Raw genomic sequence first — 16639 nt, forward strand, 5'->3', positions numbered from 1 at the left:
GGAATCAACCATTGGGGGGTAGCCAGCACGAGAACCACGTCGTGCGAGAAAGGGAGCGCAAGCGAATGAGTGCCGAAGACAAGATCAAGAACAAAATCGAGGATCTCGGCGGCCAGGCCAAGGAAGCCCTTGGCAAGGTCACCGGGGACGACAGCACCAAGAACGAGGGTCGCGCGGACCAGGCGAAGTCCAGCCTCAAGGACGCGGGCGAGAAGGTCAAGGACGCCTTCAAGAAGTAGTTACGATTCTCGACCAGCAGGTTTACTGAAGACGCCGGTAAACCTGCTGGTCTTTTTCTGGGGACATTCGCGCGCGTCCGAGCATCCGGTCGTCCGATTGGCACCCGGGGTCGCCCAGAAGACGCCCACATCCCGGCAGACCGGATTATCGTCGATTGATGCCGCTACCGATTGTCGACCCACAGCGCCGGACCACGGCGTTCACTCGCGCGATGACGAAGTTTGCCCGTAGCGGTGCGGGAAAGTTTCTGGCACAACGGATCGCGGCGAGGACAGATCCGTGGCTGATGCGGGTGTCCCACGACAAGGTGTCATGGGGAATGTTTGCTGTGCCATCGGCGACACTGCACATGACGGGCGCTAAGACCGGGCAGCCGCGGCAGGCTCAAATCTCCTATTTCCACGACGGTCGTGACGTAATCGCGGTCGCCTCCAACTTCGGCGGGACCACGCACCCGAATTGGTATTACAACCTCAAAGCCCACCCCGAGTGCGAACTGGGCGGCGAGCGCTTCCTGGCCACCGAGGTCACCGATCCCGCGGAGTACGAGCGGCTCTATGGTCTCGCCGAACGCTCCTACCCGGGCTACAGCGACTACCGCGCCGCGACCGCGGCAATCGGCCGCCACATCCCGGTATTGCGCCTGCGCCCCCGTGGCGATTGAGAGATGGCGCTTTGGGCAATCCTTACCGCTACCTGCATCGAATACAGGTAAAGCAAAGTCAGGACAACCACGGTGGGATACGCATGAATTTCTTGAACGTGATCGATGGCCGGATACGCAGGCTCGCGGCGGCCGGTGCGGCGGCCGCGCTGCTGGCGACGGCCGTGCTGGTCAGTGGCTACGCGCCCACGGCCAACGCCGACTGTCCTGACGTCGAACTGGTCTTTGCCCGGGGCACCAGCGAGCCGCCGGGTGTCGGTGGCATCGGGTCCGGCTTCGTCGACGCGCTGCGCGGGCAGCTCGGTGGACGCAGCATGACGGTGTACCCGGTGAACTACCCCGCCAGCAGCGACTTCGGCAGCCCAGACTTCCCGGCGACATTCATCGACGGCATTCGTGACGCCAGCTCGCACATCGAGTCGATGGCGGCCAGCTGCCCGAAGACCAAGGAGGTGCTCGGGGGTTTCTCGCAGGGCGCTGCCGTGGCCGGGTTCGTCACGTCGTCGGCCGTGCCGAAGGGCGTACCCGCCGCTTCGGTCCCAGCGCCGATGCCGTCGGACATCGCCAACCACGTCGCCGCCGTCACGCTCTTCGGCACGCCGTCGAATCAATTCCTGGAGCACTACGGCGCGCCGGACATCGCGATCGGCCCGCTCTACCAGCCCAAGACACTGCAGCTGTGCGCTCCCGGCGATCCGATCTGCGGCGGCGGCAGCGACGGCGCGGCGCACGCGTCGTATGTCGTGAACGGCATGACGGGCCAAGCCGCGAGCTTCGTGGCCAGCCACCTGTAGTTAACGCACTGCCGGTTGCCCCGCGGCCGGCCAGCCTTGCAGAATCGCTGCGTGCGAATTCTGATAACCGGCGGTACTGGATTTGTGGGTGGGTGGACCGCCAAGGCCATCGCGGACGCGGGGCACTCGGTGCGGTTCCTGGTACGCAACCCGGATCGGCTACACACCTCGGTCGCGAAGCTCGGCGTCGACGTGTCGGACTTTGCCGTCGGGGACATCACCGATCGCGTCTCGGTGCGCGAAGCGTTTCAGGGATGCGACGCCGTCGTGCACAGCGCCGCCCTGGTGGCAACCGATCCCCGGCAGACCAACGAGATGCTGACCACCAACATGCAGGGCGCGCAGAACGTTCTCGGCCAGGCGGTCGAACTCGGCCTGGACCCGATCGTGCACGTGTCCAGCTTCACCGCGCTGTTTCACCCCCACTTGGAGACACTGTCGGCAGACTTGCCGGTGGTCGGCGGGGCCGACGGCTACGGAAAGTCCAAGGCCCAGGTCGAGATCTACGCCCGCGGCCTGCAGGACGCCGGCGCGCCGGTGAACATCACCTATCCCGGGATGGTGCTTGGGCCGCCGGTCGGCAATCAGTACGGCGAAGCCGGCCAAGGCGTGAAGTCGCTGCTGGACCTGCATGTGGTACCCGGGCGGGGAGCGGCGTGGCTGATCGTCGATGCCCGCGACGTGGCCGCGCTGCACGTGGCGCTGCTGGAACCCGGGCGCGGGCCGCGACGCTACATGGCCGGCGGTCACCGTGTCGCTGTCAGCGAGCTGGCCAGCATGTTCGGCGAAGTGGCTGACACTCCGATGGTCGCGGTGCCGGTTCCCGACACCATAATTCGCGCGGCGGGGGCGGTTCTCGATATAGCGACGCCCTACCTGCCGTTCAACACGCCGTTCACCGCGGCGGGGATGCAGTACTACACGCAGATGCCGGCGTCGGACGATTCGCCAAGCGAAAAGGAGCTCGGCATCACCTACCGGGATCCGCGCGAAACGGTGGCCGACACCATCGCTGCGCTGCGCCGCGCCGACAGCTAAGGCTGCCGGCCCTTTCCGAAGCTGCGGACGAAGCCGCGCACACCGGCGCCGACGAACGGCACGGGTGCCAGCGTGGCGATCATCGCGCTCTTGGTTCCGACGATGGCCCGGCTGCGCAGCCCGAGCAGCAGGTCGGCGCTGTCGCTGATCAAGCCGAAGGCCGCCCAGCGCCGGAAGTCACCGTCGCCACCGCGCAACAACGCGGCGCAGGCACCCGACCCGATGACCAGGTCCCGAATCCCGATCGTTTGCATCAGCAGCGTCTCGGTCCCCGAATCCGGTTTGAAGAATCGATCGGGCGCCAGCAACATCGCGGCTCCCACACCGACGCGGGCCGCCGCGACCAGTGCCAGAACCGGCGACGACGTTCGGGTCGAATCCGGTGCCACCGGTCAACCCTAACCGCGGCGCTGCACGCCGGGAAGTGTTGCTATTCGGCGGGTTTGATCTCGAGGCCGACGTGGACCTTATCGATGCCGCCGCGCACAATCGAGTGCACGTAGAACCACGGGGCGTGATACCAGTACCGCTTCAGCACGGCGTTGTAGACCCGCTGCGTCTCGGACTTCGGCAGCACGCGGGCGACCCCCTCGACCTCATCGCTCTTGGGTTTGCCCAGCGCCCCGCTCTTGGCGACCGTCACACGTGGCGTGTTGTTGATCCGCTTGGTTTTCCAGGAGCCGTCGTCGGTGATGACGAGAAGCTTGTCGCCGTCGGGAACACCCCAGATCGCCGTGGGCTTCGGACGACCATCCTTGGTGAATGTGGTCAACAGCAGGTACTTGGACTGAATGACGTCCTGAAAGCTCAGAGCCACGGGTGTTCCTTAAGTAAGTGAATGGTTTTTCACACCATTCCCCGATCCCTAATTCCCTAATCATGACGATCATCAGGGTGGCTGGCCGTATTCATCGAGCAAATGCCACCGATTCAGGCGATACTCCAATCGTCTTCGACGACGTTGCCGGAAGGGCCGACGATGACTGGATTTCGTGTAGGTGTTGGGGACCCGATCCTCGCGGCCAGGTCTGCGGCAGCCGCCTTCACCCGGGCCAATTACCTCGGCGCAGTCGCCGACCGGGTCGACTCTTTCTGGGTACCTGATCACCTCAATCAGTTGTTTCCGCGCTCGCTCTGGCAGCAAAAGTATTGCGGTGCAACCAGACTCATACCCAAGATCGATGCGGCCATGGAGCCGTGGACGATGCTCGGGCACATCGCGGCGCGCAACCGGATCGGCCGCCTCCGCTTAGGCGTAGGAGTGACCGACAGCGGCCGGCGCAACCCCGCGGTGACCGCGCAGGCCGCTGCGACGCTGCACCTGATCAGCCGGGGCAGGGCAATCCTGGGCATCGGCCCGGGCGAACGCGAGGGAAACGAGCCGTACGGTGTGGACTGGTCTAAGCCCGTCGCCCGGTTCGAGGAGGCGATGGCCACCATCCGCGCACTGTGGAATTCGGGCGGCGAGCTGGTCAACCGGGATTCGCCGTTCTTCCCCCTGCGGGATGCCCTGTTCGAGCTGCCGCCGTATCGCGGCAAGTGGCCCGAGATCTGGATCGGTGCGCATGGTCCGCGGATGCTGCGTGCCGCCGGACGCTACGCCGATGCCTACTATCCGAGCTTTGCGCACCTGCCGGAGGACTACACGCAACGACTCGACGTGGTCCGCTCGGCCGCGTCCGACGCCGGTCGCGATCCCCTGTCGATCCTCCCGGCGCTTCAGGTGTTCGTCGTGACCGGCCGCAGCCGAGACGACGTCGACGAGGCCCTCGACTCCGAAGTAGTGCGGGCATTCGGGCTCAACGCACCGGACGACGTCTTCGTTCGCCACGGCGCGCAGCACCCGCTCGGGGCGGGCTTCGCCGGCGCTCAGGATCTGGTGCCGCACGGCTGGGACGAGCAAACCGCCCTGTCCCATCAAGCCAAGATTCCACCGCCGGTGCTGCGGGAGTTCCTGCTCAACGGAACGCCCGACGAGATCATCGAGACGGTCGCGCACTGGCGTGACGCAGGAGTGCGCTACCTCGTGATGAGCAATGTGAGCCTGCTGCAGCGCAGTCTGCGCAAAGGCCTGGCATCGGTCATGCCGTTCAGGAAGGTCGTCAGCGGCCTCAAAAAGCTTTGATCAGCCGGCCGTCGAAATCGACTGGCTCACCGTGTAACTGTCGATTCCCTCGGTGCCGAGCTCGCGGCCGTATCCGCTGTTCTTTACGCCACCGAACGGGGCGGCCGGATCCATGATGTAACCCTCGTTGACGCCGAAGGTTCCGGACCTGACCCGGGCCGCGACGCCGTACCCGCGTTCGACGTCACCGGTGAACACCGATCCGGCGAGCCCGTATTCAGAGTCGTTGGCGATGCTGATCGCCTCATCCTCGTCTCGGTAGGAGATGACCGTCAGCACCGGGCCGAAGATCTCCTCGCGCGCAATCCGCATGTCGTTGGTCGCGTCGCTGAACAGCGTCGGGCGCACATACCAACCGGCGTCGAGGCCATCGGGCATCTGACTGCCGCCGGTAACCACCCGTGCCCCTTCGCTTTTGCCCGACTCGATGTAGCCGCGGACCCGCTCCTGCTGGCGCTGGGCCGCCAGCGGACCGATTTGGGTGGCCGGATCGGCCGGGTCACCGACGGTCATCGAGGCCATTCCGGCGGCCAGCGCGTCGACGAATTCGTCCTTGCGCTGGTGCGGGACCAGGATCCGGCTCAGCGCGTTGCAGACCTGCCCGCTGTTGGCCAGGCTGGCCATTTGGATGCCGGTCGCGACGGCCGAAGGGTCAGCGTCGTCGAGCACGACGGCCGCCGACTTGCCGCCCAATTCGAGGCTGACCTGCTTGAGCCCTTGGGCACACGCCAGGGCCACTTGTCGGCCGGCCGCGGTAGAGCCGGTGAACGACACCTTGTCGACGCCCGGATGCCGCACCAGCAGCTCGCCGACCTCACGCCCCCCTGGCACCACGTTGAGCGCACCGGGCGGAAGGTCAGCTGCCGCAACAAGATCCGCGAGCAGCTGCGCATCGAGCACCGACTCGGGCGCGGGCTTGAGCACCACCGTGCAGCCGGCCAGCAACGCCGGCACCACCTTCGTGACAGTGAGGAACTGCGGCATGTTCCACGGCACCACCGCGGCGACGACGCCTACCGGCTGCTTGCGGATCCGGATGTTCTTGCCGTACAGCCCGGGACGATCTTGGCACCACTGGTAACCGGCCGCTAAATTGCAGAACGCCGACATCATGGTGAGCGGCAGCCGAACCTGCGCCCTCTTGGCGAAGGTGATCGGAGCTCCGATCTCGGCCGAGATCAGCGTGGCCATATCGGCTCGCCGTTCGTTGTAGATGCCGGCCAGCCGGGTGATTGCCTCGATGCGCTCGGCCGGTTGCATCCGCGGCCACGGCCCGGCGTCGAAGGCCGCGCGGGCCGCGTCGACCGCGCGGTTCACGTCCGCAGGTCCGGCACTGACGGCGTGGCCGATGACGGCCTCACTGTGCGGGGACACCACCGAGATGCAATCGCGGCCGTCAACCGGCGCGGCCCACTTTCCGTTGATGAAGAGCTGGTCCCTGTCGTACATGAAACTCCTTGAATGTCTTGGGATCTGGCCCGTCAGGTATTGCGACCGCCATTGACGCCGAGGATCTGTCCGGTGATGTAGCCGGCTTCCTCGGAAGCGAAGAAGGCGCACGCGGCGGCGATATCTTCGGGTCTGCCTACTCGTCGAACCGGGGTGCGGGCGATGTGGTCCTCCACGGTTCCGCCGAGTAGATGCCGACTCTCGGCGCTGCGCAGCATTGGGGTGTCCACGAATCCCGGTGGCACCGCGTTGACGGTGATCCCGCTCGGCCCGTACTCGAGAGCCAGCGACTTGGTCAGCCCGTTGACCGCGGACTTCGCCGCCACGTAGTGGGCCATGAACGGTTGACCGGAATGCGTGCTGGACGACGAGATGTTGATGATGCGTCCCCAGCCCGTCTCGACCATGTCGGGCAGTGCGGACTGGACGGTGTTGAACACGCCGTTGAGGTTGACGTCGATCACCTTGGACCATTCCTCGAACGACATGCTCAAGAACTTCTTGAAACCCTCCACCCCGGCGGCGTTGACCAGCACCTGGATCGGGCCGAGCGCGTCGCGGATGGCCGACATCGCGGCGTCGACCTGCGTCCGGTCGGTGACGTCGGCGACGTGGCCGAACCCGTCGTCGGTGGGAGAGAGATCGATGACCGCCACTCGAAATCCGTCTTTGCGCAACCTTTCGGCGCAGGCCCGGCCAATCCCCGAGGCACCGCCGGTCACAACCGCTGTCTTCGCGCTCAAGCGTCATCCACCTTTCCTGAGCGATCGCTCAACGGTCAGCTTCACATGCCTATCACCCGGTATCGATTACGGTCAAGCCGATGAACCGGCCTCCCTTTCGCTTCGGGGTGCACGCGACCAACACCGCGGGCGGGCCCGATTGGTGCGACACCGTGCACAAAGCCGAATATTTGGGATATTCAACGCTTTTCCTCGCCGATCACTGTCTCGGCCCAGGCCCCGCGCAGCGGGGTACCCGAGCTCCAGTGCCGCATTCTTCGACATGGTCGCCGAACCTGCTGTGTGATATGACCGGACTGTGACTGCATCCGAGCGACCGAAGCCGCGCGACTCCACGACGCGCGACATGCTGGTGGCCGCGACGAGTCAGATCATGGTCGAGGAGGGTTACGCCGCGGCGACGTCGCGTCGGGTGGCCGCCAAGGCCGGCGTCAAACCGGCCTTGGTGCACTACTACTTCCCCACGATGGACGAGCTGTATCTGGCCGTCTTCCGCAGCGGCGCCGCCGTCTACCTGGAGCGGCAGCAGACGGCATTGTCATCCGATCGCCCGCTGCACGCCTTCTGGGAAACGCTGATCGCGCCCAAGGACACCCGACTACTGCTGGAGTTCATGGGACTTGCCAACCACCGCAAGGAGATTCGCGCGGAGATCGCGGCATGGTCGGAGCGGTGGCGCGAGCAACAGATCACCGCGCTGAACTTCATCATTCGCCGGCACGACATCGACACCGACGAGTTCCCGCCGGCGGCCATCGCGGTCTTCATCGCCTCAATCGGCCGCACCCTGATCCTGGAAGAAGGGCTGGGTACCTCCGGGGGCCACGACGCGGCCATCGCACTGGTGAACCGACTGCTGGACCGATTCGAGATGCCGGAGCCGAAAACCCGCCGGGATCGTGACATGCCGGACTGAGTCGCTCCCGCGACTGTCGGGCTACGGCAGCACGACCCGCAGTCTCTCCCAGCCGCGCACGGTCGAGGTCGAGGCGAGTTGTGCTGTGTCGTAGTCGATATCCCATTCCGGCCAGCGGTTGAGAATCTCGTCGAGCGCGACACGGCCCTCCAGCCGGGCCAGGTTCGCCCCCAGGCAGTAGTGCACACCTTTTCCGAAGGTGATGTGCGAGATGTTGTCGCGATGGATGTTGAAGGTGTCCGGGTCGGTGTAACGGCGGGGGTCACGGTTAGCGGAGCCGAACAGCAGCAACATCGCGCTGCCCGCCGGCACGGTCCTCCCATAACACTCGAAATCCTTTGCCATCCAGCGAGCTACGTGCGGCCCGGTGGGTTCGAAGCGCAGTGTCTCATCGACAGTGCGGTTCAGCAGTGAGCGGTCCTGGTGGATTTCCCGGCGCTGTTCCGGGTTTTCGGCGAGCACTTTGGCCAGCCATCCGATCAGTCGTCCCGTGGTCTCGTTGCCCGCACCGGCCACCACCTGGGTGTAGTGCAGGACCTCCTTGCGAGTCAGTTTTCGATGCACCCCGTCTTCGTCGTCGAATTCGACGTTGAGCAGCGTGGTCATCAGGTCGTCGGACGGGTTCTTCGACCGCCATTCGACATAGTCGGCGTAGATGCGGCCATCGGCGATGGAATCGGCGTTGGCGACCTTCAGCGGCGCCCCCGGCTTGGTGCGCAGGTTGGCGTCGTTGGCGTCGCGAACCGAAACCTGCTCGGATTCAGGAATTCCCAACAGCATGCCGATCACTCGCATGGGCATCATCGACGCGAGCTCGGCAATGATGTCGAATCCCGACGACCCGACGAGCGGGTCCAGGCAGCGCACGCAATAGCGCCGGATCTGGTCCTCGATTTCGGCCATCCGGCGCGGCGTGAACACCCGCGACATCAGTCCGCGCAGCCTCGTGTGTTCGGGTGGGTCTTGAAACATCATCACGCCGCGGGGCATATCGAACTTCGATTGCACCAGCTCGAGAATGTCGCTGCGACGGTTCGAGAACGTCTGCCAATTGGCCAACCCGTGCTCGACGTCCGAATGCCTTGACAACGACCAGAAGTCGTATTGCTCGTTGTAGTAGAGCGGAGCCTCTTCGCGCAGCCGCGCGTACGTCGGGTATGGGTCGGAGTTGATGGCGACGTCATAGGGGTCGTAGTAGACCTCGGTGTCCTCCGCGACAGTCATCGATGCTTTCCCTTACCCACGGCGACCTCCACCGGGTCGCGTTTGAGCGATCGCCCAAATGGGTCACGCAGGCCATGTCTAACAGCCGCGGGACGACGGCGTCAAGGATTCGGCGAAGTGCTGTCGGCGTGGCTGTCTTCCGGCGCAATCGTTGCCACAACCATGAAGATTGAGCACCCCGGTGTGAAGAATCCGTTAAGAACGTGGCACCCCAGTGCGGCAGACCTCAAATTTAGAAGCATGACGCTGTTCGAGCTGCATCCGTCGCTCCGGCACGGATCGAGCCCGCGCCTCGATCGCGCCATCGGGCCGTCGACCGAGAAATCATCGCTGACCTGCTGGCCCGCGACTGTGATTGGTCTCACCGGCCGCACCGCCCCGGTTCCGTCAGAATGGTTGTCAACACTGTGAGGGGGAATAGGCATGTCGGACATGGCTGTTGACCCAAACGGTGACCATTGGCCGCCAATAGTCGACCGGACTCACGAAGGTACAACCGCCGTGCTTCGCATTGAGAACCGCCGGACAGCGTGGAGCTCGCGGGTGCTGTCCGTGGTGGCGTGGTTGCCGGCCACCATCGTGTACGCCACCATGCTGCTCGGGGTGTCATTCCTGCTGACGGCGCTCGGTCCGCATGTGCACGACGTCGCGGTGCGGGAGATGAGCACCAATTTGCACAATCTGGCGCACGGCCAAATCGTCACGTTGGTCGGCAGCGCGTTCGTCAGCGAGGGCGGCCACGTGCTGTTTTGGCTACCGGGCCTGGTGGGTCTGCTGGCGCTGGGCGAACTGATCTGGCGCAGTAAGGGTTTGGTCATCGCATTCGCAGTCGGCCATATCGGTGCCACGCTCGTGGTAGCCGTCTGGCTCACCACAGCGCTGACCGCAGGCTGGCTGCCGATGTCCTTGGCACGCGCCACCGATGTGGGGATGAGCTACGGCGCCGTGTCCGTTCTGGGGGCGCTCACGGCATCGATACCGTCGCGCTGGCGGCCGGTGTGGGTCGGGTGGTGGATGGGCAACGCCATCGCGGCGGCCTTGAGCGCAGATTTCACCGCGGTTGGTCACGTTGTTGCGTTGTTGTTGGGTATCGCGGTGTCCTTCCGACTGCGCTCCATCACCAGCTGGACTTTTGTGCACTCGGCGTTGCTCGTGGTCGGCTCCGCGTTCGGCTACATGGTGCTCTGTGGACCGGCCGGGCCGGCACCAACCGCCGGTGTCGCGGGCGCCCTGATCGCATTCGTCGCCACCTGGATGTTGCGGTCCCGCGACGGCGCACCGCGCGCGTTGGCGGGCCAGCCGAGTTTTGTGCCGCAGCCGGCACAGCCCTAGTCGACTGGCTGGCAAAGGCTCGAAAATTCCTGTGCGACAATATCTTTAACCGCAGGCGTACAGTCAAAACATGAGCTTAGTCGAGTCGATCCAGCGCGGCCTCAACTGGCTGGCCACTCCCCATCACCTCGAGCCGCACCTGGATATGCAGACCCGGCCGATCGGGCGATTGCCGCTGGAAATGGAAATCGTCTACTGCACGATCTCCGGCGGCGGCGCAGCGCTGAAGTTCCCGCTGACGATGCTGTTCCTGCCGACCGGTGCCTCGCCCGTCAGGAATTAGGCAGAGCAGGTGTAGGGACTGCAGTCGATCGTGACCGGCGTTGTGCATCCGGCAGTCGCGGTGGCGGCGGCCGCGAGAATCGCCGCGACAATGAGCTTGCTCCTCAGGCCAGGCATGGCCACTCCGTCCTTCAGGCCCCCAGCCGTTGTCGGCCCGCTCGCAGTAATTCCCCTCCGCGGCGAAACGCGATGATCTAGCTGTCAGAATGCCAGAATATGCCCCGAACGGGGCTGCTGAATGCAGAAATTGATCGCCCTCCAGAAGTGCGACCAGCAAAAACTGTCATTCAATTCGGCCTGTTTTTCCTGGTCAGATCCGTATCCCGACTCGGCTGCACACGTTTGGGCTCACCGGGCATTTTGGGATAATTCGGCGGATAGGGCATATCACCCATTCCCCGCTCCTCGTCCGCCTCGACCATGTCCAATAACGGGGCCAGCGATTGAGCGTCCTCGTCCATGCCGGCCCATGGGTCGTCGCGGTCCTGCATCAGGTCCGGCACGGTCGCCATCGTGTAATCGTCCGGCTCCGCGTCGGCCAACTCGCCCCAGCTCAACGGCATCGACACGGTCGCGATCGGCGTCGGTCGCACCGAATAGGGCGAGGCCATCGTGCGGTCGCGGGCGTTTTGGTTGAAGTCGATGAAGATGCGCTGGCCGCGTTCCTCCTTCCACCAGGACGTTGTCACCGCGTCCGGCGCGCGGCGTTCGACTTCACGCGCCAGTGCGATGCCGGCTCGGCGCACGGCGATGAAATCCCAGTCGGTGGCGATCCGGATAAAAACGTGGATCCCGCGGCCCCCGGACGTCTTGGGATAGCCGACGAGGCCAAGCTCGTCGAGCAACGGACGCAACACGTCTACCGCGACCGAACGCGCCTGCTCGAAACCGACACCGGGCTGGGGATCAAGATCGATGCGCAGCTCGTCGGGATGCTCGGTGTCGGGGCACCGCACCTGCCAGGGATGTAGCGTGATCGTGCCCATCTGCGCCGCCCACACGATCGCGGCGGGATGCGTCACCATCAGCGCATCGGCGGTCCGCCCCGACGGAAAAGTGATCCGGCAGGTCTCCAAGTACTCGGGATGATGCTGCGGTATCCGCTTCTGATAGATCTCCTCGCCGTCGATGCCGTCCGGAAAGCGCTGCAGATGCGTCGGCCGGTTGCGCAGCGCGTCCAGCATCGGGCCGCCTGCCACGGCACGGTAGTACTCGACGAGCCGCCGCTTGGTGCCGTTCGACCCGAGCTTCGGGAAGTACACCTTGTCCGGGCTGGATAGACGAACCGATACGCCGTCGACGTCGAGCTCTTCGGATGCCGCAGCCATCTCTCGATTCCAGCACGCCCCGCGTCAGAATGGACGAATGGACTTGCCCGTCATGCCGCCGGTTTCGCCGATGCTGGCCAAGTCGGTCAAAGCGATACCCCCGGAAGCCTCCTACGAGCCCAAATGGGACGGCTTCCGATCCATCTGCTTCCGGGACGGCGATCAGGTCGAGCTGGGTAGCCGCAACGAGCGCCCGATGACCCGCTACTTCCCCGAGCTGATCGCCGCGGCCCAGGCCGAGCTGCCACGGCGCTGCGTGATCGATGGGGAGATCGTCATCGCCACCGACCACGGCCTGGACTTCGAGGCACTGCAACAGCGCATTCACCCGGCGGACTCGCGGGTGCGGATGCTGGCCGAGCAGACCCCGGCGGCATTCATCGCATTCGATCTGCTGGCCCTCGGCGACGAGGATTTCACCCGGCGCACGTTCAGCGACCGGCGCGCCGCCCTGGTCGACGCGGTGCCTGTTTCCGCGGCCGGATCGGCCGCGGCGTTCCACGTCACGCCGGCGACCACCGATCTCGAGACGGCGCAGCGCTGGTTCGACGAGTTCGAGGGAGCCGGTCTCGACGGCGTCATCGCCAAGCCACTGACCATCACATACCAGCCGGACAAGCGCGTCATGTTCAAGATCAAACACGAGCGGACCGCCGACTGTGTGGTCGCCGGCTATCGGGTGCACAAGTCCGGCGGCCCAGAAGTTCAAGCGATCGGGTCGCTGCTGCTCGGGCTCTATCAAGACGATGGAGCGCTGGCGTCGGTTGGCGTCATCGGCGCGTTTCCGATGGCCGAACGACGGCGCCTCTTTACCGAATTACAGCCGCTGATAACCAGTTTCGATGACCACCCGTGGAACTGGGCCGCGCACGAGGCCGGCGAGCGCACCCCGCGCAAGAACGAAACGTCGCGGTGGAACGCCGGTAAGGATCTGTCCTTCGTCCCGCTGCGACCCGAGCGGGTAGTCGAGGTCCGCTACGACCACATGGAAGGCCGGCGGTTCCGTCACACCGCCCAGTTCAGCCGGTGGCGTACCGATCGCGATCCCCGCTCGTGTACCTACGAACAACTCGAACAGCCAGTCACTTTCAGCCTGGGCGACATCGTGCCCGGCCTGGGCTGAAAGAGCACCGGCTGATTGGTTCCAGCGAATCCGGCGGAGTTGAGTGAGCGTTCGCAAAAAGTTCCGTTGCAGGACTGGCGGCGGAAGCGGATCCTTAGTGTGCAAACTTCGAAGGAAGGGAACGAATGAACGCTGCTGCGGCCGTGAAGAAGCCCATGGCCATAGGAATCCTGGCGGCCATCGCGCTGATCGGGAGCGCACCGCCGATCGCACATGCAACGACGGCCGATTTCCTCCAACAGGTGCGCGCGGCCGGGATCGGGACCAACGCAACGGATGGCGCGCTGATTGAGGACGCCCAGGAAGTCTGCGCGATGCTCGACTACCAAGAGGCTGCCTACCAATACCTCAATCAGCACTCCGGGCTCGACCGCAATCAGTCCGCGCTGTTCATCGCCGCATCGGTCGCAAACTTCTGCCCGCAGTACGCCCCCAGAATGGGACTGCCGAGCAGCTAACCCGGCCGACGAACTCACACCGCGACGGTCAGCTCGGATAACCCCCGCAGCGTGACGTTCGCCTTGTACTGCGGTTCGCTGTCCAGTCGCGCGGTCGGGAAACGCGCAGCCACCTCCGACAGGGCGATGCCGGCTTCCATTCGCGCCAGCGGTGCGCCCAGACAGTAGTGCAGGCCGCGACCGAAGCCCAAGTGCCGCAACGTTCCCCGATCGGGATCGAACGTATCGGGCCGATCGAATTCGGCGGGGTCGCGGTGTGCCGCGGCCAGCAGCAACATCATCACATCACCCGCAGGCACCTCGACTTGCCCGATCTTCATGTCCTCGAGCGCAATTCGGCCAACCATTTGCACGGGCGGGTCGTAGCGCAGGGTCTCCTCGATCACCGCCGAGACACGGTTCGCGTCGGCGCCCAACGCCGTCCAGTGCGCCGGCTCTCGCAGCATGGCCAAGACGGCGTTGCCGATCAGGTTGACCGTGGTCTCGTGACCCGCGACCAGCAGCAGCAGGCAAGTCGAGACGATCTCCTCCTCCGTGAGCTGATCACCGGACTCCTCCACCGCGACCAGACCCGACATCAGGTCCTCGCCGGGCCGCGAACGACGCCGGTCGATCAGGCCGTGCAGGTACTCCCGCAGCCACGCTCCGGCGTCGAGGCGTTCCTGCAAACCATCGGAGGCCGAACCGGTGAACGTGACGAACGGATCCAGTGCTTGCGCAAGCAGTCCCGAGGCGTGGCTGAATTTCGGCTCGTCTTCCAGCGGTACGCCGAGCAGTCGGCAGATGACCGCGACCGGCAGCGGGTACGCGAAATTGTCGATGACGTCGAAGCAGCCCTTCTCCGCGATCGCGTCGAGCAATCCGCCCACCAGGACGCTGATGTCGGGCCGCAGCGCATTGACCACCTTCGGCGCGAACGCCTTGCTGACCAGCCTGCGCAGGCGCGTGTGGTCGGGAGGATCGAGGAACAGAAATCCCGGCGGGGGTTGCGCGGGTGGTGGCGCACCCGCCGCGGTGAGCTCCCGGATCTGCGCTTCGACCTGCTCTTGAGCGCGCGTCGACTTCATCCGGTCGCTGCTTGACGCCGGGTGCCGCAGCGCGTCGTCACAGTCCCGGTAGGTCGAGAAGACGGCGAGGTGCGCGTCGGGCAACAGGATCGGTCCGCGACCGCGAAACTCCGCGCACAGCGGATACGGGTTGGCTCGAGTAGCCGGATCGAGGAATGCGAACAGCAACTTCTGCGATTCGGCCTGGTCGTCGGGTTCGGCGGGCGGCTGAATCGGCACAGTCGTCATGGCCACATTGTGCATATCCCACCTTAAGTAGCCCTGAGAAGTGGGTGACCGCGCGCTCGTCAGCAACTAGCATGTGCGGCATGAAGATACCCCGCACTTGCGGGTTGGGTCTGGTCGCGGTTCTGCTGGCTACCCTGGCCAATGTGGCCATGGCTGCCCCGGGGTATGCCTGCGCGTGCGGCGCGATCGTCCCTCCCACCGGCGGCCAGGCCGCCATGAACCACGAAGTCGCGCTGCTGCATTGGAACGGATCCAGCGAAACCATCGTGATGCAGCTGGCCCTGAATGCCGACACGAACAACGTCGCCCTGGTGGTGCCCACGCCGACCCCGGCGATCGTCACCGAGGGCGACAAGGAGACCTTCGCCGAGCTGGACACACTCACCGCCCCCCGAGTACAGCAGCGCCGGCACTGGGTCCTGGGCGGGCTGGGTGCCAGCGCGCCCGCGCCACTCGACGCCGCAGCGGCCCCCCGCGGACCGACGGTCGTCAACCAGGTTCAGCTCGGGCCGCTGGAGGCCACCACGCTGGCCGGCGGTGATCTGAGCGGATTGCAAAAGTGGTTGGACGACAACGGTTATGCCGTTCGCCCGGCGGTGTCGGACGCGCTGGGTCCGTATGTGCGTGACGGATGGTCGTTCGTCGCGATCCGGCTGACCAGTTCGGACCCCATCGTGGGTGGCCTGAACCCGGTGCGGATGACCTTCCCGTCGACGAAACTGGTCTATCCCATGCGATTGTCGGTCGCGGCAGCAGGTCCCCAACAAGTCACGGTCTTCACCCTGTCCGATCATCGTCAGCAGCGCACCGACGCCGATGCGGCCGGCCAGACGGTGCAAGTCCAATTCGCGGGCAATGTCGCGGCCGAGGTACGTAACCCGCTGCTGCGCGAATTGTCCGCCGACCACGGCGGCTATCTGACCAAGCTTCAGGTCAGTATCCCCAAGCCGGAACAGATCTCGTCGGACTTCACCTTCGCCAACGCGGCCAGCGATGACGCGTACCGGCAGGTGATTTACGTCGACCACAACACGGTCATCCCGGTCGAGCTGATCGTATTTGTGGTATTCGTGTTCGTCGTGCTCGCGATCGCGGTGCCGGTGGTCTTCTTCGCCGTCCGCCGGCGAAGGCAGCGGACTAACACCCTTCGGTGAGGCCCGTCAGCTCCGGCTGCGCCATCAACAAGTCGAGATAAGGTCGTTGTCCCTTAAGCAATTTGACGCGCGCCTGCGCCACCGGGAACCACCCGACCCGATCGACTTCGGGGAACTCGCGCACGTTGCCCGAGCCCTTCGGCCACTCCAACTCGAAGGTGTTGCTACGCGTGCTCCGGACGTCCAGGTCGCCCCGGACGGCGAAGGCGGTGACCACTTTGCCGCTGGGCTGCTTCAGCGCACCGAGGTCGAGGCGCGGTCCGGCCGGGACCGGTAAGCCGAGCTCCTCGGAAAACTCGCGCTGCGCGGCGGCCCAGGCATCCTCGCCGCCGCAATACTCGCCTTTCGGAATCGACCACGCCGCGTCGTCTTTGCGAACCCAAAACGGACCACCCGGGTGTGCGATCAGGACTTCCACAACACCGTCGCGGGCCCGGTACAGCAGCACTCCCGCACTGAATTTCGGCAACGGGC

At 65.1% G+C, this 16639-nt stretch carries 20 protein-coding genes; 12 read left to right on the plus strand and 8 right to left on the minus strand.

Translation table 11 applies throughout. The annotated features are described in order from the left end of the window. The first annotated feature begins 65 nt into the window (after positions 1 to 65). The 4 genes from AC5Y5O_RS09705 to AC5Y5O_RS09720 all read left to right on the plus strand — a co-directional run bounded on the left by AC5Y5O_RS09705 (position 66) and on the right by AC5Y5O_RS09720 (position 2736). Positions 66 to 239, plus strand: coding sequence for a CsbD family protein (locus AC5Y5O_RS09705; protein ID WP_096290470.1), 174 nt, complete (start codon positions 66 to 68; stop codon positions 237 to 239). A gap of 158 nt (positions 240 to 397) precedes the next feature. Continuing rightward, entirely contained in the window at positions 398 to 904 is a 507-nt protein-coding gene (locus tag AC5Y5O_RS09710; RefSeq protein ID WP_096290471.1) for a nitroreductase family deazaflavin-dependent oxidoreductase, read from the plus strand. A gap of 83 nt (positions 905 to 987) precedes the next feature. Next, positions 988 to 1698 carry a cutinase family protein gene (locus AC5Y5O_RS09715; RefSeq protein ID WP_096290472.1) on the plus strand — a complete coding sequence of 237 codons (711 nt, stop codon included), beginning with the start codon at positions 988 to 990 and terminating at the stop codon, positions 1696 to 1698. Positions 1699 to 1749: 51 nt separating this feature from the next. Continuing rightward, complete coding sequence (locus AC5Y5O_RS09720) at positions 1750 to 2736, plus strand: SDR family NAD(P)-dependent oxidoreductase (protein WP_500024846.1); 987 nt, start codon at positions 1750 to 1752, stop codon at positions 2734 to 2736. Here AC5Y5O_RS09720 and AC5Y5O_RS09725 read toward each other — a convergent pair. Continuing rightward, positions 2733 to 3125 carry a hypothetical protein gene (locus AC5Y5O_RS09725; protein ID WP_500024848.1) on the minus strand — a complete coding sequence of 131 codons (393 nt, stop codon included), beginning with the start codon at positions 3123 to 3125 and terminating at the stop codon, positions 2733 to 2735. The genes AC5Y5O_RS09720 and AC5Y5O_RS09725 overlap by 4 nt on opposite strands. 41 nt (positions 3126 to 3166) lie before the next feature. Continuing rightward, entirely contained in the window at positions 3167 to 3553 is a 387-nt protein-coding gene (locus AC5Y5O_RS09730) for a PPOX class F420-dependent oxidoreductase (RefSeq protein WP_500024852.1), read from the minus strand. 162 nt (positions 3554 to 3715) lie between these two features. Here AC5Y5O_RS09730 and AC5Y5O_RS09735 point away from each other — a divergent pair, with 162 nt between their 5' ends. After that, positions 3716 to 4861 carry an LLM class flavin-dependent oxidoreductase gene (locus AC5Y5O_RS09735; protein ID WP_096290476.1) on the plus strand — a complete coding sequence of 382 codons (1146 nt, stop codon included), beginning with the start codon at positions 3716 to 3718 and terminating at the stop codon, positions 4859 to 4861. Here the strand turns inward: AC5Y5O_RS09735 and AC5Y5O_RS09740 are convergent, their stop codons facing one another. Then, positions 4862 to 6310, minus strand: a complete 1449-nt coding sequence (locus AC5Y5O_RS09740) for an aldehyde dehydrogenase (protein WP_096290477.1) — start codon at positions 6308 to 6310, stop codon at positions 4862 to 4864. A 32-nt stretch (positions 6311 to 6342) separates the two neighbouring features. Beyond that, positions 6343 to 7053, minus strand: coding sequence for an SDR family NAD(P)-dependent oxidoreductase (locus AC5Y5O_RS09745; RefSeq protein ID WP_096290478.1), 711 nt, complete (start codon positions 7051 to 7053; stop codon positions 6343 to 6345). A gap of 346 nt (positions 7054 to 7399) precedes the next feature. Here AC5Y5O_RS09745 and AC5Y5O_RS09750 point away from each other — a divergent pair, with 346 nt between their 5' ends. Beyond that, positions 7400 to 7969 carry a TetR/AcrR family transcriptional regulator gene (locus AC5Y5O_RS09750; RefSeq protein WP_096291431.1) on the plus strand — a complete coding sequence of 190 codons (570 nt, stop codon included), beginning with the start codon at positions 7400 to 7402 and terminating at the stop codon, positions 7967 to 7969. Between the two features lie 21 nt (positions 7970 to 7990). Here AC5Y5O_RS09750 and AC5Y5O_RS09755 read toward each other — a convergent pair whose 3' ends face one another. Next, positions 7991 to 9193 carry a cytochrome P450 gene (locus AC5Y5O_RS09755; protein WP_500024855.1) on the minus strand — a complete coding sequence of 401 codons (1203 nt, stop codon included), beginning with the start codon at positions 9191 to 9193 and terminating at the stop codon, positions 7991 to 7993. 240 nt (positions 9194 to 9433) lie between these two features. Here AC5Y5O_RS09755 and AC5Y5O_RS09760 point away from each other — a divergent pair, with 240 nt between their 5' ends. From AC5Y5O_RS09760 to AC5Y5O_RS09770, 3 genes are all read left to right on the plus strand, one after another. After that, positions 9434 to 9604, plus strand: coding sequence for a hypothetical protein (locus AC5Y5O_RS09760; RefSeq protein WP_165796493.1), 171 nt, complete (start codon positions 9434 to 9436; stop codon positions 9602 to 9604). Between the two features lie 90 nt (positions 9605 to 9694). Continuing rightward, positions 9695 to 10525: a rhomboid-like protein gene (locus tag AC5Y5O_RS09765; protein ID WP_500024857.1), complete on the plus strand. Its 831-nt coding sequence runs from the start codon at positions 9695 to 9697 to the stop codon at positions 10523 to 10525. Between the two features lie 70 nt (positions 10526 to 10595). Continuing rightward, the gene (locus AC5Y5O_RS09770) at positions 10596 to 10808 is read left to right on the plus strand and encodes a hypothetical protein (protein ID WP_096290481.1); all 213 of its coding nucleotides are present in this window, start codon (positions 10596 to 10598) and stop codon (positions 10806 to 10808) included. 286 nt (positions 10809 to 11094) lie between these two features. Here the strand turns inward: AC5Y5O_RS09770 and ligD are convergent, their stop codons facing one another. Then, complete coding sequence (ligD, locus tag AC5Y5O_RS09775) at positions 11095 to 12135, minus strand: non-homologous end-joining DNA ligase (RefSeq protein ID WP_500024859.1); 1041 nt, start codon at positions 12133 to 12135, stop codon at positions 11095 to 11097. A 37-nt stretch (positions 12136 to 12172) separates the two neighbouring features. On the opposite strand from ligD, the gene AC5Y5O_RS09780 reads away from it, so the two are divergent. Both AC5Y5O_RS09780 and AC5Y5O_RS09785 read left to right on the plus strand, forming a co-directional pair. Then, positions 12173 to 13258, plus strand: a complete 1086-nt coding sequence (locus AC5Y5O_RS09780; RefSeq protein WP_096290483.1) for an ATP-dependent DNA ligase — start codon at positions 12173 to 12175, stop codon at positions 13256 to 13258. A gap of 125 nt (positions 13259 to 13383) precedes the next feature. Beyond that, positions 13384 to 13716 (plus strand): DUF732 domain-containing protein, encoded by a 333-nt coding sequence (locus AC5Y5O_RS09785; protein ID WP_096290484.1) that lies wholly within the window; start codon positions 13384 to 13386, stop codon positions 13714 to 13716. Between the two features lie 14 nt (positions 13717 to 13730). Here AC5Y5O_RS09785 and AC5Y5O_RS09790 read toward each other — a convergent pair whose 3' ends face one another. Beyond that, positions 13731 to 15011 (minus strand): cytochrome P450, encoded by a 1281-nt coding sequence (locus AC5Y5O_RS09790; RefSeq protein ID WP_096291432.1) that lies wholly within the window; start codon positions 15009 to 15011, stop codon positions 13731 to 13733. A gap of 80 nt (positions 15012 to 15091) precedes the next feature. Here AC5Y5O_RS09790 and AC5Y5O_RS09795 point away from each other — a divergent pair, with 80 nt between their 5' ends. Next, the gene (locus tag AC5Y5O_RS09795) at positions 15092 to 16165 is read left to right on the plus strand and encodes a DUF2330 domain-containing protein (RefSeq protein ID WP_096290485.1); all 1074 of its coding nucleotides are present in this window, start codon (positions 15092 to 15094) and stop codon (positions 16163 to 16165) included. On the opposite strand, the gene AC5Y5O_RS09800 is transcribed toward AC5Y5O_RS09795, so the two are convergent. Then, a complete protein-coding gene (locus AC5Y5O_RS09800) occupies positions 16149 to 16634 on the minus strand; it encodes an NUDIX hydrolase (RefSeq protein ID WP_096290486.1) in 486 nt (161 codons plus the stop codon). The genes AC5Y5O_RS09795 and AC5Y5O_RS09800 overlap by 17 nt on opposite strands. Between the last annotated feature and the right edge of the window lie 5 nt (positions 16635 to 16639).

Source organism: Mycobacterium sp. NGS40 (assembly GCF_059812735.1).